23 protein-coding genes are annotated in these 23,666 nt (G+C 64.8%); 13 read left to right on the plus strand and 10 right to left on the minus strand.

The window, feature by feature from the left end; translation table 11 throughout:
* The 4 genes from L858_RS0103735 to L858_RS0103750 are packed head-to-tail and all read right to left on the minus strand — an operon-like array spanning position 1 to position 3,504.
* Complete coding sequence (locus L858_RS0103735; RefSeq protein WP_022681807.1) at positions 1-1,275, minus strand: rhodanese-like domain-containing protein; 1,275 nt, start codon at positions 1,273-1,275, stop codon at positions 1-3.
* A complete protein-coding gene (locus L858_RS0103740) occupies positions 1,272-1,886 on the minus strand; it encodes a cysteine dioxygenase family protein (RefSeq protein ID WP_022681808.1) in 615 nt (204 codons plus the stop codon). The genes L858_RS0103735 and L858_RS0103740 overlap by 4 nt, the downstream gene beginning before the upstream one ends.
* Positions 1,883-2,683, minus strand: coding sequence for an ABC transporter ATP-binding protein (locus L858_RS0103745; protein ID WP_022681809.1), 801 nt, complete (start codon positions 2,681-2,683; stop codon positions 1,883-1,885). Before L858_RS0103745 ends, L858_RS0103740 begins: the two co-directional genes overlap by 4 nt.
* Before the next feature lie 2 nt (positions 2,684-2,685).
* The gene (locus L858_RS0103750) at positions 2,686-3,504 is read right to left on the minus strand and encodes an ABC transporter permease (RefSeq protein ID WP_022681810.1); all 819 of its coding nucleotides are present in this window, start codon (positions 3,502-3,504) and stop codon (positions 2,686-2,688) included.
* Positions 3,505-3,782: 278 nt separating this feature from the next.
* Here L858_RS0103750 and L858_RS0103755 point away from each other — a divergent pair, with 278 nt between their 5' ends.
* The gene (locus tag L858_RS0103755; RefSeq protein ID WP_022681811.1) at positions 3,783-4,619 is read left to right on the plus strand and encodes a LysR substrate-binding domain-containing protein; all 837 of its coding nucleotides are present in this window, start codon (positions 3,783-3,785) and stop codon (positions 4,617-4,619) included.
* Positions 4,620-4,831: 212 nt separating this feature from the next.
* On the opposite strand, the gene L858_RS0103760 is transcribed toward L858_RS0103755, so the two are convergent.
* Positions 4,832-5,824, minus strand: coding sequence for an ABC transporter substrate-binding protein (locus L858_RS0103760; RefSeq protein ID WP_051132586.1), 993 nt, complete (start codon positions 5,822-5,824; stop codon positions 4,832-4,834).
* Between the two features lie 398 nt (positions 5,825-6,222).
* Positions 6,223-6,933: a methyltransferase domain-containing protein gene (locus L858_RS0103765; RefSeq protein ID WP_022681813.1), complete on the minus strand. Its 711-nt coding sequence runs from the start codon at positions 6,931-6,933 to the stop codon at positions 6,223-6,225.
* A 59-nt stretch (positions 6,934-6,992) separates the two neighbouring features.
* On the opposite strand from L858_RS0103765, the gene L858_RS19605 reads away from it, so the two are divergent.
* Entirely contained in the window at positions 6,993-7,400 is a 408-nt protein-coding gene (locus L858_RS19605) for a DUF2147 domain-containing protein (RefSeq protein WP_022681814.1), read from the plus strand.
* A 117-nt stretch (positions 7,401-7,517) separates the two neighbouring features.
* Here the strand turns inward: L858_RS19605 and L858_RS0103775 are convergent, their stop codons facing one another.
* A complete protein-coding gene (locus L858_RS0103775) occupies positions 7,518-8,375 on the minus strand; it encodes a class I SAM-dependent methyltransferase (RefSeq protein ID WP_022681815.1) in 858 nt (285 codons plus the stop codon).
* Between the two features lie 136 nt (positions 8,376-8,511).
* On the opposite strand from L858_RS0103775, the gene nhaA reads away from it, so the two are divergent.
* The 4 genes from nhaA to L858_RS0103790 all read left to right on the plus strand — a co-directional run bounded on the left by nhaA (position 8,512) and on the right by L858_RS0103790 (position 13,347).
* On the plus strand, positions 8,512-9,726 hold the full coding sequence (nhaA, locus tag L858_RS19610) for a Na+/H+ antiporter NhaA (RefSeq protein ID WP_022681816.1): 1,215 nt from the start codon (positions 8,512-8,514) through the stop codon (positions 9,724-9,726).
* A gap of 140 nt (positions 9,727-9,866) precedes the next feature.
* A complete protein-coding gene (locus L858_RS22175; RefSeq protein ID WP_238564917.1) occupies positions 9,867-10,673 on the plus strand; it encodes a TonB-dependent receptor in 807 nt (268 codons plus the stop codon).
* A 39-nt stretch (positions 10,674-10,712) separates the two neighbouring features.
* Positions 10,713-12,221, plus strand: coding sequence for a TonB-dependent receptor (locus L858_RS22180; RefSeq protein WP_238564918.1), 1,509 nt, complete (start codon positions 10,713-10,715; stop codon positions 12,219-12,221).
* A 76-nt stretch (positions 12,222-12,297) separates the two neighbouring features.
* The gene (locus L858_RS0103790; protein ID WP_022681817.1) at positions 12,298-13,347 is read left to right on the plus strand and encodes a tyrosine-protein phosphatase; all 1,050 of its coding nucleotides are present in this window, start codon (positions 12,298-12,300) and stop codon (positions 13,345-13,347) included.
* Positions 13,348-13,455: 108 nt separating this feature from the next.
* On the opposite strand, the gene fghA is transcribed toward L858_RS0103790, so the two are convergent.
* Complete coding sequence (gene fghA, locus L858_RS19620; protein ID WP_022681818.1) at positions 13,456-14,331, minus strand: S-formylglutathione hydrolase; 876 nt, start codon at positions 14,329-14,331, stop codon at positions 13,456-13,458.
* Positions 14,331-15,443 (minus strand): S-(hydroxymethyl)glutathione dehydrogenase/class III alcohol dehydrogenase, encoded by a 1,113-nt coding sequence (locus L858_RS0103800; RefSeq protein ID WP_022681819.1) that lies wholly within the window; start codon positions 15,441-15,443, stop codon positions 14,331-14,333. The genes fghA and L858_RS0103800 overlap by 1 nt, the downstream gene beginning before the upstream one ends.
* Before the next feature lie 138 nt (positions 15,444-15,581).
* On the opposite strand from L858_RS0103800, the gene L858_RS0103805 reads away from it, so the two are divergent.
* Positions 15,582-16,478: a LysR substrate-binding domain-containing protein gene (locus L858_RS0103805; RefSeq protein WP_022681820.1), complete on the plus strand. Its 897-nt coding sequence runs from the start codon at positions 15,582-15,584 to the stop codon at positions 16,476-16,478.
* Positions 16,479-17,011: 533 nt separating this feature from the next.
* The gene (locus L858_RS0103810; protein ID WP_022681821.1) at positions 17,012-17,191 is read left to right on the plus strand and encodes a hypothetical protein; all 180 of its coding nucleotides are present in this window, start codon (positions 17,012-17,014) and stop codon (positions 17,189-17,191) included.
* Between the two features lie 162 nt (positions 17,192-17,353).
* On the opposite strand, the gene L858_RS0103815 is transcribed toward L858_RS0103810, so the two are convergent.
* Positions 17,354-17,560, minus strand: coding sequence for a DUF6961 family protein (locus tag L858_RS0103815; RefSeq protein WP_022681822.1), 207 nt, complete (start codon positions 17,558-17,560; stop codon positions 17,354-17,356).
* 316 nt (positions 17,561-17,876) lie between these two features.
* On the opposite strand from L858_RS0103815, the gene L858_RS19625 reads away from it, so the two are divergent.
* From L858_RS19625 to L858_RS0103840, 5 genes are read left to right on the plus strand one after another with little or no spacing between them, the layout of a single operon-like run.
* Positions 17,877-19,427, plus strand: coding sequence for a putative bifunctional diguanylate cyclase/phosphodiesterase (locus L858_RS19625; RefSeq protein WP_193742844.1), 1,551 nt, complete (start codon positions 17,877-17,879; stop codon positions 19,425-19,427).
* Between the two features lie 5 nt (positions 19,428-19,432).
* Positions 19,433-20,170 carry a LysM peptidoglycan-binding domain-containing protein gene (locus tag L858_RS19630; protein ID WP_022681824.1) on the plus strand — a complete coding sequence of 246 codons (738 nt, stop codon included), beginning with the start codon at positions 19,433-19,435 and terminating at the stop codon, positions 20,168-20,170.
* A gap of 45 nt (positions 20,171-20,215) precedes the next feature.
* Complete coding sequence (locus tag L858_RS0103830; protein WP_022681825.1) at positions 20,216-21,856, plus strand: protein kinase domain-containing protein; 1,641 nt, start codon at positions 20,216-20,218, stop codon at positions 21,854-21,856.
* 13 nt (positions 21,857-21,869) lie between these two features.
* Positions 21,870-22,880, plus strand: coding sequence for a type VI secretion system-associated FHA domain protein TagH (gene tagH / locus L858_RS0103835; protein WP_022681826.1), 1,011 nt, complete (start codon positions 21,870-21,872; stop codon positions 22,878-22,880).
* A gap of 8 nt (positions 22,881-22,888) precedes the next feature.
* On the plus strand, positions 22,889-23,629 hold the full coding sequence (locus L858_RS0103840) for a PP2C family protein-serine/threonine phosphatase (protein ID WP_022681827.1): 741 nt from the start codon (positions 22,889-22,891) through the stop codon (positions 23,627-23,629).
* Positions 23,630-23,666: the final 37 nt, after the last annotated feature.

Here is a 23,666-nt window from a genome sequence, read left to right on the forward strand (position 1 = left end):
TTAGATGACGAAAAAGCCGTGGGTGCCGTCGCGCTCCAGCTGGGCGACGAGGCCATATTCCCAATCCAGATAGGCCTGCATCGCGGCGGCCTTATTGTCGGTGCCCTCATAGGGGCGCTTGTACCGCCCCTCCGGGCCGCGCGGAGTGGGCGCGCCGTCGGACCCTTTCTCCAGCGTCACGGCGGACCAATCGACGTCCAGCACGTAAACTTCCAGGCCTAGCTGCGCGAGCCAGGAGGCAGTCATGTCCGCCCGCGGCCCCAGATCGTCGGCAACGACGATGCGCGCGCCACGGACCGGCGCATTATGGTCGGTTTCCTGCACCAGCTGTCCACCTTGCGCGTTGCGAAATCCGGGCAGATGGCCGCTTTCGAATTCGCGCGGCTGGCGAACGTCATAGAGGTAGAGGGTCCGCGCCTTGTCGGCCCTGAGCTGCTCCAGCTCTCCCCAGCCGATACGTTTCACCCCGGCGCGATAGGCGACCTCGCGGGCATGGACGCGGGCCTCCTGCGTCAACAGATGGTCCACCTCGGGTGCAACGCGCGTCTGCCCGCTTTCCAGCTCCTGCCCCGCGAGCGTCCAGCCGATTGTGCCGTTGCGCAGGGCGAAGACGCGGTTGGGCACCCCCGCATTCACCAGCGACTGCGCGCCGATGATCGACCGGGTACGGCCCGCGCAGTTGACGATTATCGTCGTGTCCGGATCGGGTGCGATCGTCCGAGCGCGCAGCACCAGTTCCGCGCCCGGCACGCTGGTGCCGGTCGGAATGCTCATCGTGTTATATTCCTCATAGCGGCGTGCATCGAGAATCTGGATGTCCGCCTTCTCCCGGATCAGCGCCTGCACCTCTTCGGCCGCAAGGCTGGGCGTGTGTCGGCGATGTTCGACCAGTTCGCCAAAGGCCTTGGAATAGCTGTTCACATCCTCGAACAGTTCGTAGCCCGCGTCCCGCCAGCCGGCCAGCCCGCCGTCCAGTTCGCGCACGTCGCTATAGCCAAGCGCCTCCAGCCGCACCGCCGCCTTGTGTGCCAGTCCTTCGCCATTGTCATAGACGATGACGGGCGTATCCAGCCGGGGGATGCGCCAGCGCGCCTCCTCATCGATCCGGCGGAGCGGGATCTGCGCGGCGAAAAGCGGGTGTCCCTGGGCGAAGTCGTGCTCCTCCCGCACGTCGATCAGCGCGATCTCGCTGCCGATCAGCAGCGCGCGGCGGATCTCCTGCGGTGTGGCGAGCAAGATGCGCTCGCTCGTGCGCTCCAGCGTGTCTATGGTCATGCGTTTCTCGATCTGTCCCAAAGGTTGGGGATCACGCTGTTGGCGTAACCCGAAATGAATGTCTTTGGCGTGCCGTCGATCGAATAGGTCGCCCGCTCGACCGCGCCGATATTGGCGCCATAGACATGGATGCTGATAGACGGCCGGTCGGCCAGGCCGTTGGTCACGCGGTGGATGTCACCGACGCGCGGAGAGATGGCATCGACCTCGCCTGCGCGCAGAATATCCTCGCCTTCCGCCCCCAGTCCGCCGGCGGGCAAGCGGCGGAAGCGCTCGACCTTCTCGACGCCTCGCAGCACCCCGACCAGCCCCCAGACGCTGTGATCGTGGATCGGCGTCGACTGACCCGGTCCCCAGACAAAGCTCACGACGCTGAACCGCTCGCGGCTGTCGCAATGGAGCAGATATTGCTGATAGCGATCGGGATGGGCGCGGGCGAATTCTTCGGGCAGCCAGTCGTCCTGCGCGATCAGCCGGGTGAGCAGCGCCCGGCCGCTTTCCAATATGGCGCTTTCATCCCGAACCGCGGCCAGAAGGTCGCCAAAAGCGGTGACGAAACCGCGCAGGCGTGCGACCGCGACAGGCCGGTCCATCGCGGTGACGGCATTCATTCGGCCGCCTCTGCGATGGGGGCGAAAGGCAGCACTCCCTCGCCATGATCGTCGCCGCCGAGATAGGAAAGGAGCTTCTCACGCAGCCGCACCGACAGGCCGGACCGTTCCCCGCGCGGCGCAGTGATGCATTCCTGCGCGATGATGCGGCCCTTGTCGAGCACCAGCACCCGGTCGGCCAGCGCGATGGCTTCCTCGACATCATGGGTGACGATCAGCACGGCGGGCCGGTGCGCGCGCCAGAGCGAGAGCACCAGATCATGCATACGGTAGCGGGTGAGCGCATCCAGCGCGGCGAAGGGCTCGTCCAGCAGCAGCAATTGCGGTTCGCGCACCAACGCCCGCGCCAGCGCCACGCGCTGCGCTTCTCCGCCAGACAATGTCAGCGGCCAGGCGTCGAGGCGATGGCCAAGCCCCACTTCCTTGAGCGCAGCCTCGCTGCGGTCACGTGCGCCTTCGCCTTTCAGGCCCAACGCGACATTCTTCCACACCGGCTTCCACGGCAGCAGCCGGGCGTCCTGAAACACGACGGCGCGCGATGCGGGGACTTCCACATCCTGTCCACGCACTTCATCGAGCCCGGCGAGCGTGCGGAGCAGCGTCGTCTTGCCCGATCCCGACCGGCCGAGCAGGGCGATAAACTCGCCCGGCGCGATGTCCAGGTCCAGGCCATCGATGATGGTATTGGCGCCGAAGCGGCGGACGAAATTGCGCAGCCTTACCACAGGTTCGGGATGCGGCAGGTGGACATGGGCAGCAGCGCTGCGCAAGACGGAAAATCCACGACGAGCGTCCATGCTTATTGCTCCACTATGCTGGGGCGCCAGATCAGGGCGCGGGCTTCGACGGCGCGGACCAGCCAGTCGGCGCCAAGGCCGAGAATGGCGTAGACCATGAGGCAGACCACGATGACGTCGGTCCGCATGAAATCGCGGGCATTGTTGATAAGATAGCCAAGACCGGCCGAGGCGTTGATCTGCTCGGCAACGACGAGGACGAGAATGGCGACCGAAAGGGAGTAGCGCAGCCCCACCAGCAGCGAAGGCAGCGCCGAGGGCAGCACGACGTGCCAGATCTGCTCGGTGCGGCTGAGGCCGAAGCTCTTCGCCGCGTCCAGCAGCCGCAGGTCGACGCTGCGGATACCGCTGTAGAGGTTGAGATAGACCGGGAAAATGGAGGCGAAGGCGATCAGCGCGATCTTGGGTGTCTCGCCGATCCCGAACCAGACGATGAAGAGCGGCGTCAGCGCCAGCACGGGAATCGTGCGCTTGATCTGCATGATCGGGTCGACGGCCAACTCTCCGGCGCGCGAGAGCCCCGCAGTCAGGCCGAGGCCGACACCAAGGCCGATGCCCAGCAGCAGGCCTGCGGCGACACGGGCGAAGGACACCAGCAGATTGGACGGCAGCTCACCCGAAAGCAGCATGTCCACAAGCGTGCCGATGACGGCCGAGGGCGCCGCCAACGTGCGCTCGGGGATCAGCCCGGTCCGAGAGCCTAATTCCCACAGCAGCAGTAGCACGACCGGGGAAAGCCAGCGGCCGCCGAACCGCGCCAGGGAAAATCTCTGGGGCGGCGATGCTCCGGCTCCGCTTCGTCGCAATGCTGCAGCCGTCATTCACTGGCTCCTCAAAATGGAGGAGCAAGCCCAACATGATTTCTCTACCAAATCAATTAAGTTCTACCCGGCCGATCGATGAGCATTGCTCATATCGACAGCTCCTCCGCCGGAGGGACCCGGATCCGCGGGGTTTTGAAGCGCCGGGTCGTTCGGGCGTAGTTTTATTTCGCGCGGCTAAATCTCTACTAATTTGATTGATATATAAGAGGCCCTGATAAGACCGTCCCCGGTTCCTGCGGCGGATCGGCACCATTGTCTTCACCCAAGGATTTCGCATGCCGGTCAATCTGCCTACCAATTTGCTGCGCAGCTTCGTTGCGATCGTCGACACGGGCTCGATGCTGAATGCTTCGGAACAGGTGTTCGTCACCCAGTCCGCGCTCAGCCTTCAGATCAAGCGGCTAGAGGAGCTGGTGCAGCAGACGCTGTTCCTACGCGAGGGGCGGCGATTGAACCTGACTTCGGCGGGAGAGGTTCTGCTGGATTATGCTCGGCGCGTGCTGGCCCTGCATGATGAGGCGATCTCTGCCGTCAGCGCCGGCCGCTTCGCCGGTCCGGCCCGCATCGGCATGGTGCAGGATTTCGCCGACAGCCTTTTGAGCGGGCTCCTGTCCCGTTTTGCCGAACTGCATCCCGAAGCGCAGATTTACGCCCGCGTTGCCGGAACGGCCGAATTGCAGACGCTGCTCGAACGGCGCGAACTCGACATCGTGCTGGGCTTTGCCGCGCCCAATGATTCGCATGCAGTGACGGTGGCGCCGATGAGCTGGTATGGAGACGCGGCGCTGGCGGAGCGGGAGGTGATCCCGCTTGCCGTGCTCGAAGAACCCTGTCGATTTCGCGAGGCAGCGATCCGCGAACTTGAAAATTCGGGGCTGCAATGGCGCATCGCGGTGGAAACGCCGAACCTCGCCACATTGAAGGCCGCGGTCGGCGCGGGCCTGGGCGTCACCTGCCGTACCCATCTGTTCCTGAGCGACAGCGAAGCGCTGGAGCATGAGCGGCTGCCGCAACTGCCACGGGTCGCCGCGATCCTGCGATCGGGCGAGAAGCTGGACAAGGCCGCCCATCGGCTCGCCGAACTGGCGCGGGAAACGGTCCAGACGCTCTGAACCGCCAAGGCAGGTCGACGATGTCGGGCGGCCTTTCGCCACGCATGAAACCGGTCAGGACTGGCATTCGCTATAACGAAGCGAGCCCTGCGGGCGTGATGCCACCATGAAGTGCAGCCTGATGTCGCCCTTGCCCGTTATCGACAGCCGAAGGCTAAGTAGAGACATGTCTCACACGCATTGCTTCCCATCGATCGGGATTGCTTGACCCATCAGCGCGCGAAGAAACGAGGGTCGAATGCGTCCTGGACATCCTTGCCGGCGACGGCGATGACCTGCCCTCTGCCGATCGTCGCCACCACTTGCCGGGCATCCTGGACCAGCGCGTCGCTGAACGGCACGCTGCGCGGATTGTTGCGCCGGGCATAGGATAGCGCAACCTGCTGCGGCAGCCCGGTCACCTTCGCCAGCGCTTCGCCATAGTCGCGTTCATGCCTGTTCGCCCACTCATAGGCTCTTGCGAGCCTGCCCGAGAAATCCCTGAGCAGGTCCGCCTTCCGCTCGATCGCTTCGGGTGTTGCGACATGATAGCCGTAGCCAGTTACCAGCCCTGAGCCGTCCACCAACACGCGCGCCTTCCCCTGCAGCAGCGCCGCGTCCAGGAATGGCGCCCAAGTCGCCCATGCGTCGACCGAACCTGCGGAAAAGGCGCTCAGCGCGTCAGCCGGAGACAGATAGACCGGATGGATGTCACGCGCGGTCAAGCCCTGCTGCTCCAGCGCGCGCAGCAGCAGATAATGGCCGATCGATATCTTGCCGGTCGCGACCCTCCTGCCCTTCAGATCGGCGACCGTCCTGATCGACGAATCCTTGGGAACGAGGATCGCGACGGAGGATCCCTGGGTCCCAAGCTGCGCGACCGAAATCACCTTGAGCGGTGATCCGCCCGCATAGGAAAAGAGGAACGGCGCGTCCCCCACCAGGCCGACATCGGTGGCGTTTGCCGTCAGCGCTTCCAGCAGATGCTGCGCCGCGGGGAATTCCGACCATTCGATGCGGTAGGGCAGGTCCTTCAGCACTCCTGACGCTTCGAGCAGGGAGCGCGTCGTCCCTTTCTGGTTGCCGACGCGCAGCACGGGGAGATCGTCCTTGCCGCCCGGCCTCGCGGCGAAGAAGGCCGCGACCAGCGCCAGCAAAAGCAGCGCCGCGGCGAGGATGATCCAGCGGCGCTTCGCCAGCCCGCCATGTGAAAGTTCAGCGCTCATGTCTGTCTTGCCTCGTTCATGCGACCCGGCTCGCGCGCTCGAAGGCACGCCATCAAAAAGCCGGGTCTGGAAAGGCGGATTGGTAGCCCAGGGCGCCATCACGTCTGGCCAAGGGACAAGAAATTTCCAACCGTTTCAATTCAGAAATACTTGTAAGCGCTCGATTTCATCTGTGGACGGGACCGCCGCGGCCATGATCGGAAGCGCGCCAATTGCGCACCGCGCAGCCTATCGAGAACCATGCGGGTCGGCTCCTGACGGTCCTTTAGCGCTGCCGGCCGCGATCAAGAGCATGGGCGTCGGCAGTTGGACTATGATCATGTTTGAGTGGCCGTAACCCCGGCCTTTGCCCAGGTGACGCAAAAGGAGCGGATGCTTCCGTCTAAGACGCTCACGCTTCAGGCGGCAGGACTGCCGCGCACGCGCTCAAGGCAGAGGCGAAAGGCGAAGCGCCGGACGATCCTGACCTGATCGGGCGCGATGCCCGCCTGCACCAGCAATTCCCTCCACTCCGCCGGGCGGAATGCGCGGGCGATCGATAGCTGGCCGTCCTCTCGCACGATCCGATGAACCCGCAGCAGCCGCGCCAGCAGCGGGAAGCCCTGATAGGCGAAGCGGTGCCGGTGCAGGTCGCAAACCAGCCATCCCATCCGTGCCTGCGCCTCCATATGCCGCAGGAAGGTCATCAGTTGAGCGTCGGTCATATGGTGCGTGACCTGGCTCGAGATGATGAAGTCGAAGCGCTCGGGCTGGTCCAGATAGTCACCTGCGCGGTAATCGATCTCCATGCCGGGCGGGGTCGCGCTTCGCGCGGCGGCCAGGCTTTTTTCATTGAGGTCGACCCCGACCAGTTCCGCATCGATCCCTTTCCGGACAGCCCAGCGGCCGATGGCCCGTAATATGTCGCCATCGCCAAAGCCCACATCCAGCAAGCGGAAACGACGCGCCTCCCCGACCGCGCGGTTCAGAAAGGCGATGGTGGGCCAGGCGGTGAAGGTCCAGCGGTTGACGCGCGCCAGGTCGTGAAGAACCTGCTCGTAAATCGCAGGGTCGAGGCCGGGCGCGTCCATCTGTTCTTCCTGCCGCGACCGCTCCGCCAGACTGACCATGGCCCTTTCCTCCCGAGAGGGCTATCCTATCACAAACAGAATGACGAAGGACCAATGAGATGGGGTTTCTGGCTGCGTCCTTGCTCATGCTCGCCAGCGGCGCCACTCCCGCACCGGACATTTCCGGCCTGTGGCTGACCGACGATCGCAAGGGGCTGGTGCGGATCGAGCCATGCGGCACCCGCATGTGCGGCCGGATCGTCCGCATTCTCGACAAGCGTCCGAACGTTCCAGGCACGGACGTGAACAATCCCGACCCGGCGCTGCGCCAGCGGCCGCTTCTGGGTCTTGTCAGTCTGTGGGGCTTCACCCGCGCCGGCGCCGTGTGGAAGGATGGCCGGGCCTATGATCCGCAGACGGGAAAAAGCTATCGCTCGACGCTGCAGGTCAGTCCCGACGGGTCGCTGAAGGTGACGGGCTGCGTGCTCTTCATCTGCCAGTCGAGGCGCTGGACGCGGGCGGGCTAAAGCGTGATCGTCTTACACGAAAGCATCTTCCCCGTCACCCCGGGCTTGACCCGGGGTCCCGCTGCCCTCGCAACTTCAGAGGAAAAGCGGGACCCCGGATCAAGTCCGGGGTGACGGTCACTCAGACCTGATCAACCGCGACTGCGCCTTCCACTGAAAAATGCCGTAGCGCATCGCCCCGGTGCGGAGGGCGATGATCAGCCGCGGCAGGCTGAGCATGAAGGCGCGGTTCGTTGTGCTGGGGCTGAAGGCGAGCCGCCTGATCTCGCCATCGGTCAGAAGGCGCTTCAGCAAGCGGCCGAGGCAGATCTGCCAGGTCCGCACCACCTGCCGGCTGATATCCTGATAGCCGATCAGCTCGAAGCCGGCGAGCGCCGCCATCTCTGCATAATCAGCGCGGCTGCCCATGCTGGGGAGCCGCCCTTCGTGGCATATCGGCAGCAGCAGATGCCGCACCTGCCATGGCGTCGCCGTCTCGCCTTCCAGCCAGGCGCAGACGACCAGCCGGCCGCCCGGCCGCAGGACACGCCGCGCCTCGGCGAAGAAGCGGTCCTTGTCGGTCATATGCTCGGAACTTTCGATGGCATAGGCGCGGTCGAAGGCTGCGCTTTCCAGCCCATTGTCGAGCCAATCGCGCAGCAGGCAGGTGAAGCCGGGCGCTCGCCCCGCTGCCAGACGGTGCTGCGCCGCCGACACGGTGAGTCCGGTGATGCTGATATCGTAGCGCTTCAGCAGATCGGCGGCGGTGGCGCCATAGCCGCAGCCGATGTCGCACACCCGCTGGTCCGGTTCGAGCGCGAGTGCCTGCTCCACCAGGCGGACGAGGGCGGCCGCCGCGTCCGCCGCCGTTTCATGGCCATGCTGCCAATAGCCGTGATGGACATGCTCGCCCCATATCCGCCGATAGGCCGGGTCCAGCTCGTCATAATGGCTCGCGACGGCAGCCAGGGTCGAGGGGCGCTCCGGCACGATCATGCCTTACTATTTGCCTATCGGGGCCACGACACAAGGGGAAAGCGTCGCCGCGAAGGGCCGGCAGCGGCTTGCCACGGGATATTGTTTTCAAGACTTTCGGGTGGCCCACAGCGGTCGGGACGGTTAGGAACGCCGCATGCGCCCTCCCCTGATCGCCCGCCCCTTTTCGATGATGCGCGCCTTTTTGGCGACCGAAGCGGCAGGCGGGATCATATTGATGGCCGCTGCCGCCGCAGGCATGCTGGTCGCCAATTCGGCGCTGGCGGGCAGCTATTTCCATGCGCTGCATGTCGAGGCCGGTGGTCTCAGCATCCTCCACTGGATCAACGATGGGCTGATGGCGCTGTTCTTCCTGATCGTGGGACTGGAGATCAAGCGGGAGGTGCTGGACGGGCAGCTATCCCGCTGGTCCGACCGGCTGCTGCCAGGGGTCGCGGCGGGTGCGGGCGTGATCCTTCCCGCGCTTATCTATATCGCGGTCAATCGGGGCGATGCCACGGGCCTGCGCGGCTGGGCGATCCCGGCGGCGACCGACATCGCCTTCGCGCTGGGCGTCCTCGCCCTGCTGGGACGACGCATTCCGGGCTCGCTCAAGATTTTCCTGACGGCCGTGGCAATCATCGACGACCTGATCGCGGTGCTCATCATCGCGCTATTCTACAGCACGCAGCTGAACATGCTGCCGCTCGTCCTCGCCGGGGGCGGGCTGCTGTGCCTGGCGCTGTGCAACCGCGCGGGGGTGAGCAGCCTCTGGCCCTATTTGCTGATCGGCGGCGGCGTGTGGTTCTGCGTCCTGCAGTCGGGCATTCATGCCACGCTGGCCGGCGTTGCGGTTGCCCTGACCGTGCCGCTGAGGAAGACACCGGGTGCGCCCGACGATGCGCATTCGCCCCTGTACCGGCTCGAACATGGCCTGCATCCGTGGATCGCCTACGCCATTGTGCCGCTGTTCGGCTTTGCCAATGCGGGCGTTTCGCTGAGCGGCTTTACCCTGCCCGATCTCGCCGCTCCGGTTCCGCTCGGCATCGCGCTGGGCCTTTTCGCGGGCAAGCAACTGGGGATATTCAGCACCATCTGGCTGCTGTCCCGCCTTGGCTGGGCAGAGCGGCCGGCACATTCGAGCTGGCCGCAAGTCTATGGCGTCGCGCTGCTGTGCGGCATCGGCTTCACCATGAGCCTCTTCATCAGCGGCCTCGCCTTTGCCGCCCACCCGCATGAGGGCGATGCGGCAAAGCTTGGCATCCTGCTCGGCTCCCTTGTCTCGGCGGTCGCGGGCTTCATCGTGCTGCGGGTCGTTCCGGGAGCCAATAACCGCAATGATGCAGATGAGGGTGCCTACGCCTCCGCGTGAACCGATGTTGGCAACAAAATAGACATCGAGATTTCGCAAGACGGACATCAAAGCTTCGTAAGGACGAAACAATAGCCCCCTAGTCGGCGCCCTTGAGCCCACCCCCGCGAGGCGGGTCGCATCCATATAGGGGACCTATCATGACACTCCAGCATAGCTGGCTGGCAACCACGGCGTTCGCCCTCATTCTGCTGGTGCCGGCCACGGCCTTCGCGGCGGACGAAGCGGCTGCCGCCGCGGTCGATGCCGCCGCCGAAAGTCTGCCTGAAATCATGGTGACCGCGCAGAAGCGTGCGGAAAACATGCAGCAAACGCCCATTTCACTGTCGGTGATGCGCAATGAGGACTTGGTCAACCGGCACGTCACCTCGCTCATCGACCTGGGTGACGGCGCGATACCGTCGCTCAAGATTGCACCCTTCTACGCTCGCAATTCGGCGCTGATCGTCAACATTCGCGGCATCGGCGTGCTGTCGGACGGCAACCAGCCCGCCCGCGATCAGGGCGTCGGCGTCTATATCGACGGCGTCTATCTCGGCCGCGCGCAGGGCCTCGGCACCGCCTTGTTCGACATCGAGAATATCGAGGTGCTCAAAGGGCCGCAGGGCACGCTATTCGGCCGCAACACCGAAGGCGGCGCGGTCAACATCGTGACGCGCAAGCCGTCGGGCGAATTCCACATAAACGCAACCGGCGGTGTCGGCAATTTCGGCACCTACAAGGGCGAAATCCATGTCGACCTGCCCTCCTTCAACGATATCGGCGTCAAGATCGACGGCGTCGTCGCCCATCGCGATCCGCTGGTGAAGAACCCGCTGGAAGGCGCGCAGGGCTTCAACCAATATAACAAGCAGGGCCTGCATCTGGAAGCGCTTTGGCAGCCTGCACCCAACTTCAGCGCGGGTTATTCGTTCGACATTTCGAAGGATGAATCGACTTCGCTCTAACTCAACCTGATCGCCCCGGGCACCAACCGGCAGGCCGCGGTGGCGACGGTCCAGCCCGATCGCGTGCGCACGGCCAATGTGGGCGTGCCCGAACAGCCGAGCGTCGGCCGGGTGCACGGCCATCGGCTGACACTGGAATGGGATGCTTCCCCCGACCTCACCTTCAAGTCCATCTCCTCCTATCGCAAGCTTAGCCAGGACCAATGGGACAATGGGTCGGCCGCGACTTCCATGTCCAACGCGAGCGGCAATTTCACCAATGTGCAGTTCGCCCGCTACAGCCTCGCCCGCTTCTGGCAGAATCAGTGGAGCCAGGAATTTCAGGCGATCGGCGAGGTTGGCCGTGTGAAATATGTCGCTGGCGCGCTCTATTATCGCGAGAAGGTGCGCGACAATGCGCAGGCCTTCAACACCAGCCAGTTCACCGACGCCGGCGGTTCGAGCTATGTGCTGCGGCAGATCGACTATGACGCCCAGCCGATCGACCGCGCCAGCCATGTAACCACCAAGAGCATCGGCGCTTTCGGCCAGGCAACCTGGACCCCACCGCTGATGAACGATGCCATCCATCTGACCGGTGGCCTGCGCTGGACGAAGGACAGCAAGAAGGGTGCGCTCACCACCGTCAACAACGCCGCGCCGATCGACCGAAACGGGGTTGCGGGCGATATCGGCCTTGATGTCTCCTGGTCGCGCGTAGACCCGATGGTCAGTCTCGCCATAGACCTCAGCGAAGATGTCCATGTCTACGGCAAGTGGAGCACGGGATATAAGTCCGGCGGCGCCAATTCACGATCGCAGGAATATGACGCCTTTGGACCGGAGTCCGTCTCAATCTTCGAGATTGGCGCCAAGACCGAATTTTTCGACCATCATGCCCGCTTCAACATCGCGGGCTACGCCGGGACCTACAAGGATATTCAGGTCGAGTTCAGCCGTCCGTTCGAAGCCGGCGGCGTCCGCACCACCCGGACCACGTCATCGACCATCAACGCGCCGGGCAAGGGGGGCTTGCACGGCATCGAGGCGGAATTGACGGTGAACCCGTTGGAGGGACTGACGCTGTCGAGTTCCTACGCCTATCAATATGTCCGCATCCCGGCGACCGTGAACCCCTTCCCCAACGCGGCCGGGGTGCTGAGCACCGTCGCCGTGCCGATCTATCAGACCTATACGCCCAAATATTCGGCGAGTGGCGCGATCGACTATGATCTGCCGATGCAGGGCTTCACCGTCCGGGCGCATCTGGATGGCAATTATGACGGCGGCTTCTATGTGAGCGCGACGGACCCGGTCTATGTCGGCCCAAACAGCCCGGCCAACGTCTATCAGCCCAAGGGGGAGAAGTCGTTCATCGTGAACGGCCGCCTATCGCTCGCCGATATCGGCCTCGGACATGGCGATGCGAAGATGAGCCTTGCCTTGTGGGCGCGCAATCTCTTCAACGAGCAGCATCTTTTCTACAAGTCGCTCAGCCCGACTTCAGGTGTCAGCGGCTTCTTCAACGAGCCGCGCACCTTCGGCGGCGAAATGAACATACGCTTCTGATGACAAGGCGCGGGCCATCAGCCATGCTCATGGCCCGCGCCACGCATATTCCCACACCTGCTGACAGAGATCTGCCATGATACGCACCTTCATCCTGCCTCTCCTGACCGGCCTGTTCGCCAGCACGGCGATGGCTGGCACCATAGACTCGCCTGTCGTCACGCGCTCCGCACCCACGGAACTGACCGTCACCTGGTCGGACGGGGACCCGGTCGACATCTTCCTCTCCCATAATCCCGCCGCGCGCCCCGAAGAGGCAAAACTGATGTCGAAGGGCGACAGGGATGGCCGCGAAAGCTTCGCCGTTGGCGAAGGCGAGCGCGCCTATATCCTGCTGCGTGATACCAAGACCGGTCGGACGAGGCGCGTGGCGGAACGACTGCTGCCGCTGCAACAAGCCTCTAATTTCCGCGACATTGGCGGCTATCCCGCGGCCGGCGGCAAGCATGTGCGCTGGGGGCTCATCTATCGGTCCGGCGGCCAGCCGATGCTGACGGACACCGACCTCAGCCAGATCGGCGCCCTCAAGCTTTCGCATCTGGTCGACCTGCGATCGAGCGAGGAGCGCATGCTTGCCCCCAGCCGCATCGAGGGAGTGCCCTATCAGGCGGTGGGCTATTCGATGAAGGCGCTGCTGAAGGGCCCCATGCCCGGCAATGGCGAAGGGGTTTATCGCACCATGCCGCTCACGCTCGCGCCGCTGCTGCGGCTGGTGTTCCAGGACCTGCTCGCGAAGGATGGGGCGGTCGCTTATAATTGCTCGGCCGGCCAGGACCGCACCGGCTTCGTCACCGCGATGATCCTGTCCGCACTCGGCGTGCCGCGCGACGTGATCCTGAGCGACTATCATCTGTCCACAGCCTATCGCCGGCCCGAATGGGAACTGCCGAAGATCGATCCTGCGGCGCATGGAAACGATCCGGTCGCGCTGATGTTCGCGGATTTCCAGCGCAGCCCAACAGCGTCAAAGCCCCAACCGCTCAAGACGGCCGATGGCACGGCTTTCCTCTCCTTCGCTTTCGATGAGATCGAGAAGAAATGGGGATCGGTCGACACTTATCTGGCGCAGCAAGCCGGGGTGTCGAAAATCGATCTGGCCGCGCTCCGCACCCATTATCTCGAATAAGGCCATTCAGCCAACAACGGCAGCCGATCTGGTCCGTTGTGCCGGCGGATCAGAAGACTGTCCTCGATCGCCATGCCCGCGCCCTGCCCGGACGCGGGGTGGTGTTCTTCAGAAAGGGGACTGGGACGCGATCGCGCGGTCTTGAGGCGCGAATAATCGCTCGGCATGCCAGCGCAGATGACCGGCCATGAAGGTGGATATGAAATAATAGCTGTGGTCGTAGCCCGGCTGCAGTCGCAGCGTGAGCGGCTGCCCCGCCGCCCGGCAGGCTGCCTCCAGCAGTTCGGGGCGAAGCTGCTCGGCCAGAAACTGGTCGGCATCGCCCTGATCGACCAGCAGCTCAGGCAGGCGCGCGCCATCCTCGATCAGCGCGACCGCATCATGCTGGCGCCAGGCCGCCCTGTCGCTGCCCAAATAGCCGCCCAGCGCCTTCTGCCCCCAGGGCACTTGCGACGGTGCGACGATGGGCGAGAAGGCCGACACAGCCTTGAACCGGTCGGGATGGCGCAGGCCAATGGTGAGCGCGCCGTGGCCGCCCATGCTGTGGCCCATGATCGACTGGCGGGCCATGTCCGCCGGAAAATGCTCCGCCACCAGGGCGGGCGCTTCCTGAGTCACATAGGACCACATGCGATAATGGGGCGCGAAGGGCTGCTGCGTCGCGTCGACATAGAAGCCCGCGCCGAGGCCGAAATCATAGGCGCCGTCGGGGTCATCCGCCACGCCCTCTCCGCGGGGAGAGGTATCGGGCGCGACGAGGATCAGCCCCAGCTCTGCGCAGGCGGCGCGAAACTCGCCCTTTTCCGTGACGTTCGCGTGGCTACAGGTGAGGCCGGACAGATACCAGACCACGGGCAGCTTTGCGCCGGCCTCATGCGGCGGCACGAAGACGGAGAAGGTCATGTCCGTGCCCGTCGCGCTGGAGGCATGGCGATAGACGCCCTGCACCCCGCCAAAGGCGCGGTTGGCCGAGAGCGTCTCCATCAGAAAACCACGACGGAACGGATGCTTGTCCCCGCATGCATCAGGTCGAAACCCCTGTTGATCTCCTCCAGGGTCAGGACATGGGTGATCATCGGGTCGATCTCGATCTTGCCGTTCATATACCAGTCGACGATCTTGGGCACGTCGGTGCGGCCCTTGGCGCCGCCAAACGCGCTACCCTGCCAGACGCGGCCGGTGACGAGCTGGAAGGGCCGGGTGGAGATTTCCTTGCCCGCTTCCGCAACGCCGATGACGGTCGAAACGCCCCAGCCGCGATGGCAGGCCTCAAGGGCCTGGCGCATGACTTCGGTGTTGCCGGTGCAGTCGAACGTATAGTCGGCGCCGCCATCCGTCAGCGCCACCAGATCGGCGACGACTTCCGCCGTGTTCTTGCCCTTGGGGTTGTAGAAATGGGTCATGCCGAAGCGTGTGCCCCATTCCACCTTGCCCTCGTTGATGTCGACGCCGATGATGCGGTCGGCACCCACCATGCGCGCCGCCTGCAGCACGTTGAGGCCGATGCCGCCAAGGCCGAAGACGATGACGTTCGAGCCCGGCGTCACCTTCGCGCTGTTGATGACCGCGCCGACGCCTGTGGTCACGCCGCAGCCGACATAGCAGCTCTTGTCGAACGGCGCGTCATCCCGGATCTTGGCGACGGCGATGTCCGGCAGGACGGTGAAGTTCGAGAAGGTCGAGCATCCCATATAGTGGAAGATCGGCTGCCCCTTGTAGGAAAAGCGGGTCGTGCCGTCGGGCATCAGCCCCTTGCCCTGCGTCGCGCGGATCGCGGTGCAGAGGTTGGTCTTCCCCGACAGGCAGCTTTTGCACTGGCGGCATTCGGGAGTGTAGAGCGGAATCACATGGTCGCCGGGCTTCACGGAGGTGACGCCGGGGCCGACTTCGCGGACGATGCCCGCGCCTTCATGGCCGAGGATCGAGGGGAAGATGCCCTCGCTGTCGAACCCGTCCAATGTATAGGCATCGGTATGGCAGATGCCGGTCGCCATGATCTCGATCAGCACTTCGCCGGCCTTCGGCCCTTCCAGATCCACCTCGACGATCTCGACGGGCTTCTTCGCTTCGAAAGCGACGGCGGCGCGGCTCTTCATGTCTCACTCCTCGGGTCATCGGCTACGGACGGAAAGACCGTGGTTTGCCTTTTCCTCTCACGTCTGCTGCGTAGCAAAACAAATTGTGCGTGATAATATCGTCATTCGGCAAAGGATTTTTTCAGGAAGGGGATAATCATGGCCAGCTGGGACGGGATCGATGAGTTCATCAGCGTCGCCGTGAGCGGCTCCTTCACACGGGGGGCGCAGGCGCTTGGAGTATCAACCACCCATGTCAGCCGGGCGATCATGGCGCTGGAACAACGGGTGCAGGCGCAGCTCTTCCACCGCACCACGCGGACGGTGCGCCTGACCGACACTGGCCGTGTCTTCTACGAGCGCTGCGCGCGGATCGCTCAGGAGCGGGACGAGGCGATCGCACTAATCAGCGATCAAAGCGAGCCCCAGGGGGAGTTGCGGGTCACTTGCTCCACCGCCATGGGAGAGCGGTTCGTGGCGCCCATCATCCGCCGCTTCGCAATGCGGCATCCGCGCCTCAATGTCTCGATCGACCTGTCCAATCGCGTGATCGATCTGGTCGGCGAAGGCTATGATCTGGCGGTGAGGACCGGCACCGTCACCGATGCGCGCCTGATCGGCACGCGGGTCGCATCCCGCACCCTCTATACTTGCGCAGCGCCCAGCTATCTGGCGGCGGCGGGCCGGCCCACACGAGTGGAGGCGCTGGGGAGCCATGAATGTATCGCGGGCACGGCCGCCACATGGCATTTCAAGGTCGATGGCCAGGAAGTGATCCACAGTCCCCGGGGACGATTCCGCTGCAATAGCGGGCATGCGGTGATGGAGGCCTGCGTCGCTGCGCTCGGCATCTGCCAGTTGCCCGATTTCTACATCATTCCCTATCTGAAGCACGGCATGGTCGAATTGCTGCTGGAGGATGTGCAGCCGGACGACGAGCCGATCTGGGCCGTCTATCCGCAGCGGCGTCACTTGCTGCCCAAGGTGCAGCAGGTGGTGGATTGCCTGCTGCATGAACTGGGTCCCGCGATGAACCGACCCAAGGCGGAAGCTTGAGGGGCTGTTGCACAAGTGCCCCGCCTCATGCGGGGGGCTCGATCAGGAGGCGGAGCCTTCTCAATACGCTTGCCGCTGCTCCCGGTTCCGCAAAAAGCCCCGCCTCAAATAGAGGCGGGGAAGTTTGGGTCGCCTGCAGGCCTAAACCTGCCTTATCACAACTGGTGCTTCCCGATGGTCGTTCCGCGACGACACCACCTACATTTGTTGCGGAAGCAATCATTGTGCGAAAGAACTGTCTTATGTCCGTGAGTTAACCCAAGCCTATATCCACCGCTATAACCCTCAATAGCTCCAGGCCGCGATCGCGATGGCCGAACATGAAAAACCCCGCCTCCAAGGGAGAGAGGCGGGGCGGTTCAGGGAGGATTTCTCTATGCACGCCTTGGCCCGTTTCTGCACGTGCGATTGCGGATTATTGCCGGGGGCATAGGTCTGACGACAGGGCGAGGGAGCAGGACGGCGGATGACTCTTCTATGCTGACGCGAAGGGCCATATGCTCCTCCTCCAACGACTCGCAGGAGAGGGAATAATGAGGACGTCCAACGACGCCGGCGATCCATTCCATCGGTCACATCCCGACATGCGCAAGGCGGTAGATGCCCTGTTCCGGGGCGACTGCCCGGAAACCATCTGCGTGCAGCCTGACCTTGCCCTGCGGCACCAGATGCGCGCCATGGCCGCCATGCGGCCGCCGACTTTCATGAATTAGCGCTTTCCTCTTCCCGGACTGAACTGCAGCGTGCTCCCATAGAAGCACTCGAACGAGACGGTGGCTCATGAGAGCGCAGTTCAGACACCGGGACCGGATTCCTGCTTTTGCAGGAACATGGCCAGATTATTTCCGACATTCAGCCCATGACGCCAGCACAACTCACTGGATGCTGAGCGGCTGTCCGGAACGATAATCCATCAACTGATCAATCCGGCTGGCGATGGCCTGCCATGTCGCGATGCCGACCTTGTCGCCCGCGCTCGTCAGTTCGGCGATGCGGTGCGCGGCGTGCAGGGGCGCCCTGCCGCCCTGATCCTTCAGAACCTGTTGCGCACAGGCCCAGAGCTCCCAGTCCTCCAGAATCACGGCAGCGCTCCTCCGGTAAATCGTCGTCAGAACGACATGTCTCAACCGGTCGCTCAAGTCCTATTTTCACGGACTGGCGTTAGGTGACTGACGATCCACTATTCTTCGCCAACGCTGCGGGCTTGGCATGCCGGCCGCCGGCTGCGGGACACTAACCTGCATTAGTGCAATAAAGGGCCAGCTAAGCCCGCTATTAAGGGAATCTTGTTCCCTGCCCAGTTAGCTCCACCTCATGGAGACGGGAACGCCATCTCACGCGATTAACTTTCGCCCCAGCGCGACGCGCTGCCTTTGGGCAGCGGCGGGGCTGCTCCTTTTGCTGCTCATCCTGTCCTTTCGATCAGCCGTTGCCGAGGCGGCGCTTGCGCTGGTTGCCGGTACCGCCATCGGCGCGCTCGCCATGCGGCAGCAGCAGCAGCAGCGCTGGCGCGCGCTGTCCGACAAGCTCCAGGCCGCAGCGGCGCCGATGTTGCCCACCTTGGCAACGACATCCCCTGCCGGACGCCTAGCAGGGCAGATCGACGCGCTCTGCACCCGGCTGGCGGCGCTGGATCACCGCGCCGCCCATGTGCACCGCGTATCAGGCCTGCCGACGCGCGAGCCGCTGATGCGCGCGATGGAGGGCCATGCCGGCACGCTCGGTCTGATCGAGCTGTGCGATTTCGACCGGCTGAGCCTGTTCAACGCAGCAGCGGCGGAAAAGGCTCTGGCGGAGATCGCGCGCCGCATGGAGCGGATGATCGGGCACGACCGCTTTCTCGCGCATGTCGATCGGTCCCGTTTCGCCATCTGGTATCCGGGCACCGATCCGGCGGAGGCGCGGCCCGAACTCGACGCCATATGCTATGCGTTGCAGGACCGCATCACCCTGCCCGGCATGGACATGGCACCGCAGATCCGATCGGTCCTGCTCGGCGGCGAGCAAGAGGATGGCTCCGCTGCGGAACTAGTCGCGCGCGGCATCGCCCGCCTCTCCAGCCCGGAGGATGGCGCGCCTTGGGCGTGCGACAGGCAGGACGCCTCTGCACGCAGCCAGTTCCTGCTGGAACAAGACTTGCGCGAGGCGGTACGGAAGAATGAGTTCGCCCTCTGGTTCCAGCCCTTCGTCAACGCCGCGACGGGCAGGATCTGCGGCGCCGAAGGCCTCTTGCGCTGGCGTCATCCGGTTCGCGGCCTGGTCCCGCCGGCCAGCTTCATCCCGGTGATGGAGTCGGCCGGCCTTGCCGAAGAGATCGGCCTATGGACCCTGAACGCCGGCTGCCGCGAGGCGGGCCAGTGGGAGCGCAGCGAAGGCCGGGGCCTCAGGATCGCGATCAATCTGTCGGCCCATCAGCTGGAGCGGAAAGACCTCGACCAGCTGGTGGAGCGCACGCTTCGCCGGCACGATCTTGCTGCCTCCCTGCTCGAGCTTGAGCTGACCGAGACGGTGGCCTCGGTCGATTCTGCGAGCGCGCGGACACTGTTTGACAGGCTGCGAGCCATGGGCGTCGCCATTTCCATCGACGATTTCGGCGCCGGATATTCCAGCCTCAGCTATTTGAAAGAACTGCGCTTCGACAAGATCAAGATCGATCGCGAATTCGTCAGCCATGTCGATACGCAGCCCGACAGCCAGGCGATCTGCCAGAGCATCATCGCGCTCGGCCGCGGCCTTGGCATTTCCGTCCTTGCCGAAGGGGTAGAACGGCAGGAGGAATATGCCTGGCTGCGGCGCCACGGCTGCTGCCTGTTCCAGGGCTATTATTTCTCCCGGCCGCTGGAGGCGGCGGATTTCCGCGCCCTCCTTCGCGATGAGGCGTGCATCCGCGCGCTTACCGACCTTTCCCCGCCCGCCCAGCAGGCGCGCGCCATGATGAAAAGAAGATGACGAGGATGCCCATTTCCCGACCCCATGCCGCTTGGCCCCTGGCGGCGCTTCTGTCAGCGCTGTCCGCCTGTTCGCACGCGCCCGGCACCATCGACAAGCAGCGGCCCGCCACCATCCAGCAGATCGGCAACGCGCAGCGCATCGACGATGTCGTCTCCCTGCTTGAAGCGGGCAATGTCGAGGCGGCTCGCAAGACGCTGAAGCAGATGGTGAAGAACGATCCGGCCGACAAAGCCTCCGCCACGCTGCTGGAGAGCCTTTCCGCCGATCCGGTCGCGCTCTTGGGGTCAAAGACCTTCCCCTATCGCATCCAGCCCGGCGACCGCCTGCCCGATCTGTCGCGCCGCTTTCTAGGCGATCGCCTCAAATTCTACGCGCTCGCCCGCTATAATGGCATCGCCGTGCCCTCCTCGTTGAAGCCGGGGCAGTCGATCCGCATTCCCGGCGACGAACCGCCCAAGGCGGCACCGCCCCCGCCGCCTCGCGCTGCTCCGCCGGCCGCGCGCCCGCCCGAGGTGGCAAAGCCCGCGCCGCAGCGACCAGCGGCCAAGGCGCCCGCCGCCGACCCCGCCCGCGCCGCGAAGCTTCGCGCGGCGGGACTGGCGGCGCTCAATCAAGGGCAGGTTGCCCGCGCCGTGGTGCTGCTGCATCAGGCGGCCAGTCTCGCGCCCGCCGATCCGCTGATCCGCCGCGATCTGGAGCGCGCCCAACGCATCCGCCGCACCGTCAAGACCAAACGCTGATTCTTCCCCCGCCCACCCTTCACCCGCAAAGAGGTCGCAGCCCTTATGAGTGAGCATCACCGGATCGGACGATATCGCATCGACGCCCCCATCGGCGAGGGCGCGATGGCGAACGTCTTCCTCGCCCATGACCCGAGCATCGGGCGGGCCGTCGCGATCAAGGCGCTGAAGCCCGAATATCGCGGCGACACCGCGCTGGTGGACCGCTTCCTGGCGGAGGCGCGCGCGGCGGGAATGCTGTCGCACAGCCATATTGTCACCATCTACGACGTCGGCGAAGCGGACGGCGTGCCCTATATCGCGATGGAGCATCTGCAGGGCCGCCCGCTCGACGACATCCTGCGCGACGAAGGCCGCATGACGGTGGAACGGGTGCTGAGCCTTGGCACGCAGGTCGCGGACGCGCTCGCCTACGCCCATGGCCGGGGCGTCATCCATCGCGACGTGAAGCCGTCCAACATCCTGATCTGCGATCATGGGCGTACCGCCAAGCTGCTGGACTTCGGCATCGCCCGGATCGAGGATGATCTGGATGCCAACCGCACGCAGGTCGGGCAGGTCATGGGCACGCCGCGTTATATGAGCCCCGAACAGGCAATGGGCCTGTCGGTCGACGCGCGCAGCGACCTGTTCTCGCTGGGCGCGGTTTTCTACGAGATGGTGACGGGCAAGCCTGCTTTTCCCGGCACCGGTCTTGCGACGCTCGCCATCCAGATCGCGCAGCAGGACCCCGCCCCCATACGCGGCCAGGTCCGCGAATGTCCGCGCGGCCTGTGCTTCATCATCGACAAGCTGCTGGCGAAGAAGCCGGGCGACCGCTTCCCCGATGCTGCGCGCCTGGCCGAGGCGCTGAAGCGGGAGGGCGAGGCGATGACGCAGGAAAGCGGCGGCGCACGCCAAGCGCTGGCGCTGCGGTTCAAGCTGCCGCTGGTTCTGGGCGCGACCGCCACCGTCGCGCTGGCGCTCGGCGTCGGCATGGTGCTCGACCGGCAGAATGCGACGATAACCGACATGGCACTGACATCCGGCGCGTCGATGACGGACTTCGTGGCGCGCAACACGGCGCTGAAGATCGCGGACAATGCCGGCCTGCCGGCGGAGCAGCAGGACTGGCTGCCCCTGCAGGCCTTTGTCGAGGAAGCGGCGAAGGACCACAACGTCCGGCAGATCATCATCGCCGACGATCATGGCGTCGTCCGGGCGGCGGCCGACCGCGCGCTGCTCGGCAGCCGCCATCGGGCGAGCGTCGACCAAGCGGCGATCGGCGTCGACGGGCTGCGCTTTACCCGCACGGTCCATTATGCAGGAGCCGACTTCGGGCAGGTCGACATCGTGATGGATCGCGGCCCGCTCGACGCCGCGATGTCGCGCACCCGGACACTGCTCACCGCGCTTTCACTGTTCGTAGTCGGCGTGATAGCGCTGATCGCTTATCTGAGCGCACGGGAATTGTCGCTGCCGCTGCGCCGTCTGCGCACGGCGATCGATGAAGCGGCGGGCGGCAACAGCGAATTTCGCCTATCCCACAACCGTAATGACGAACTGGGGCACCTGTTCGACGCCTTCAACCAGATGGCGGACGAGATGGAGGCGCGATCGGTCGGCGGGCCGGTCGGCGATGCGCTCGCCGCGCTCCGAACCCGCATCGCGCCGCCCGCGACCAGCGGCGACCGCGAAGCAGCCTGAAAGGGCAGGGTCCATGTATATCTTCAAGCTCTACGAGAAGGACCAGCCGCTCGACGCGGTGGACGCGCGGCTGTTGCAGGACGGCATGCTGCGCATCGGGCGCGATCCGCAGGCGGACTGGGTGATCCATGATCCCAGCTGCGAAATCTCTCGCTGGCATTGCGAATATCATGTCCAGCCCGATGGCCTCATCCTGCGCAGCCTTGGCGCGAACGGCATGTTCGATGAGGACACTCGGGCCCGCCTCCCCGACGAATGCGATGTGGCGGTGACGCTGCCCGCGTCCGTGTGCCTCGGTCCCTATCGACTGACCGTCGACCATGCGGCGCAAGCCGGCGCGGGCGGGGATGAGAACCGCACCCTCATCATGCAGCCGCCGCTGGGATCATCGATCGAGGTGCCCACCGAATGGGGCGACGGTGCCGGCCCGCAGGAGCGGAGCGGCGGGGGGTCCCTGCTGGAGGCCTTTTGCGAAGGGGCGGGCATCGACGCCTCCGCCTTCTCGACGGAGGACCCGGAAGATGTGATGCGGCGAGCGGGCGCTGTCTACCGCAACATGGTTCTCGGCATCGGCGACCTGATGGGGGAGCGGGATCGGATGCGCGCGGACTATCAGCTTTCGCGCACCACCATCGGGGGGGCAGGCAACAATCCCTTCAAATGGGCGCCGACGCAGCGGCTGGCGATCGACCTGCTGCTGAGGAACGACCGCGGTTTTCTGGACGGCCCGGCGGCGCTCGCCGCATCCTTCCGCGACATCAAGAAACATCTGATCGCCACCTTCTCCGGCTTGAGCGCCTCCCTGCGCGCGGCGATCGACCGGTTCGACCCCGCCACGATCGAGGCCGCGTCGCAGGCGAAAGGCTTCGCCTTCAAGAGCCGCGCTGCAACCCACTGGGAAACCGCCTGCGCCCATCATGAAGATCTGCTGCGGCAGGTGGAGCGGAGCGAGGACGGCCTGCTGAACCAGGCTTTCGTCGCCGCCTATGACGCGGCGGCGGCGGAGTTGGAGGCGCGCAAATGAGCTGGTTCATGCGGGCATCGCGCGCGCGCGCCTGCGATCCGCAGCCGGCGCTGCGGTCGGTCGCCAAAACCCATATCGGCCGCGTGCGCTCGGTCAATGAGGACCGCATTCTCGACTGCCCGGAAAGCCATATATGGGCGGTGGCAGACGGGATGGGCGGCCACAGCCGGGGCGACCGCGCAGCAACGCTGGTGGTGCAGGCGCTTGCGTCCCTGACTGCGGACGGCAGGCCGGTCAGCGCGGCGGCGGTCGCCAGCGCGCTGAGCGCCGCCAACGATCAGATACTTGCGCTCGGCCGATCCGGCGAAACCTGCGGCTCGACCGTCGCGGGGCTCTATGTCGAACAGGGCCGATGCACACTGTTCTGGGCTGGCGACAGCCGGATATACCGGCTGCGTCGTGGGCGGCTGCAACTGCTCAGCCACGATCACAGCTATGTGCAGCAACTCGCCGACGCGGGCCTGCTGACGCCGGGACAGGCGCGCGGCCATCCGCACGCCAATGTCATCACCCGCGCGATCGGCATCGGCCCCCATCCCAACACCGACCATGCCGTGTGCGACCTGGCCGGCGGCGACCGCCTTCTCCTCTGTTCCGACGGATTGTCCTCGATGGTCGATGACAGCGCGATCGAGTGCATCCTCAAGCTCGACCCCGCGCTCGCGTCGGAGAAACTGGTCGAGGCCGCGCTCAAGGCGGGGGGAACCGACAACATCTCGCTGATCATCGTGGATGTGGACCGGCCCTGACCTTGGCCGAAAACAAAGCGGGCCAGCACGAAGGCTG

This window comes from Sphingobium bisphenolivorans (assembly GCF_000412635.1).
In the GTDB taxonomy this organism is placed as follows: Bacteria; Pseudomonadota; Alphaproteobacteria; order Sphingomonadales; family Sphingomonadaceae; genus Sphingobium; species Sphingobium bisphenolivorans.

Coding starts and splice junctions, on each gene's coding strand:
- L858_RS0103735 (WP_022681807.1), bottom strand. CDS start 1,275: ATGACCATAGACACGCTGGAGCGCACGAGCGAGCGCATCTTGCTCGCC.
- L858_RS0103740 (WP_022681808.1), bottom strand. CDS start 1,886: ATGAATGCCGTCACCGCGATGGACCGGCCTGTCGCGGTCGCACGCCTG.
- L858_RS0103745 (WP_022681809.1), bottom strand. CDS start 2,683: ATGGACGCTCGTCGTGGATTTTCCGTCTTGCGCAGCGCTGCTGCCCAT.
- L858_RS0103750 (WP_022681810.1), bottom strand. CDS start 3,504: ATGACGGCTGCAGCATTGCGACGAAGCGGAGCCGGAGCATCGCCGCCC.
- L858_RS0103755 (WP_022681811.1), top strand. CDS start 3,783: ATGCCGGTCAATCTGCCTACCAATTTGCTGCGCAGCTTCGTTGCGATC.
- L858_RS0103760 (WP_051132586.1), bottom strand. CDS start 5,824: ATGAGCGCTGAACTTTCACATGGCGGGCTGGCGAAGCGCCGCTGGATC.
- L858_RS0103765 (WP_022681813.1), bottom strand. CDS start 6,933: ATGGTCAGTCTGGCGGAGCGGTCGCGGCAGGAAGAACAGATGGACGCG.
- L858_RS19605 (WP_022681814.1), top strand. CDS start 6,993: ATGGGGTTTCTGGCTGCGTCCTTGCTCATGCTCGCCAGCGGCGCCACT.
- L858_RS0103775 (WP_022681815.1), bottom strand. CDS start 8,375: ATGATCGTGCCGGAGCGCCCCTCGACCCTGGCTGCCGTCGCGAGCCAT.
- nhaA (WP_022681816.1), top strand. CDS start 8,512: ATGCGCCCTCCCCTGATCGCCCGCCCCTTTTCGATGATGCGCGCCTTT.
- L858_RS22175 (WP_238564917.1), top strand. CDS start 9,867: ATGACACTCCAGCATAGCTGGCTGGCAACCACGGCGTTCGCCCTCATT.
- L858_RS0103790 (WP_022681817.1), top strand. CDS start 12,298: ATGATACGCACCTTCATCCTGCCTCTCCTGACCGGCCTGTTCGCCAGC.
- fghA (WP_022681818.1), bottom strand. CDS start 14,331: ATGGAGACGCTCTCGGCCAACCGCGCCTTTGGCGGGGTGCAGGGCGTC.
- L858_RS0103800 (WP_022681819.1), bottom strand. CDS start 15,443: ATGAAGAGCCGCGCCGCCGTCGCTTTCGAAGCGAAGAAGCCCGTCGAG.
- L858_RS0103805 (WP_022681820.1), top strand. CDS start 15,582: ATGGCCAGCTGGGACGGGATCGATGAGTTCATCAGCGTCGCCGTGAGC.
- L858_RS0103810 (WP_022681821.1), top strand. CDS start 17,012: ATGAGGACGTCCAACGACGCCGGCGATCCATTCCATCGGTCACATCCC.
- L858_RS19630 (WP_022681824.1), top strand. CDS start 19,433: ATGCCCATTTCCCGACCCCATGCCGCTTGGCCCCTGGCGGCGCTTCTG.
- L858_RS0103830 (WP_022681825.1), top strand. CDS start 20,216: ATGAGTGAGCATCACCGGATCGGACGATATCGCATCGACGCCCCCATC.
- tagH (WP_022681826.1), top strand. CDS start 21,870: ATGTATATCTTCAAGCTCTACGAGAAGGACCAGCCGCTCGACGCGGTG.
- L858_RS0103840 (WP_022681827.1), top strand. CDS start 22,889: ATGCGGGCATCGCGCGCGCGCGCCTGCGATCCGCAGCCGGCGCTGCGG.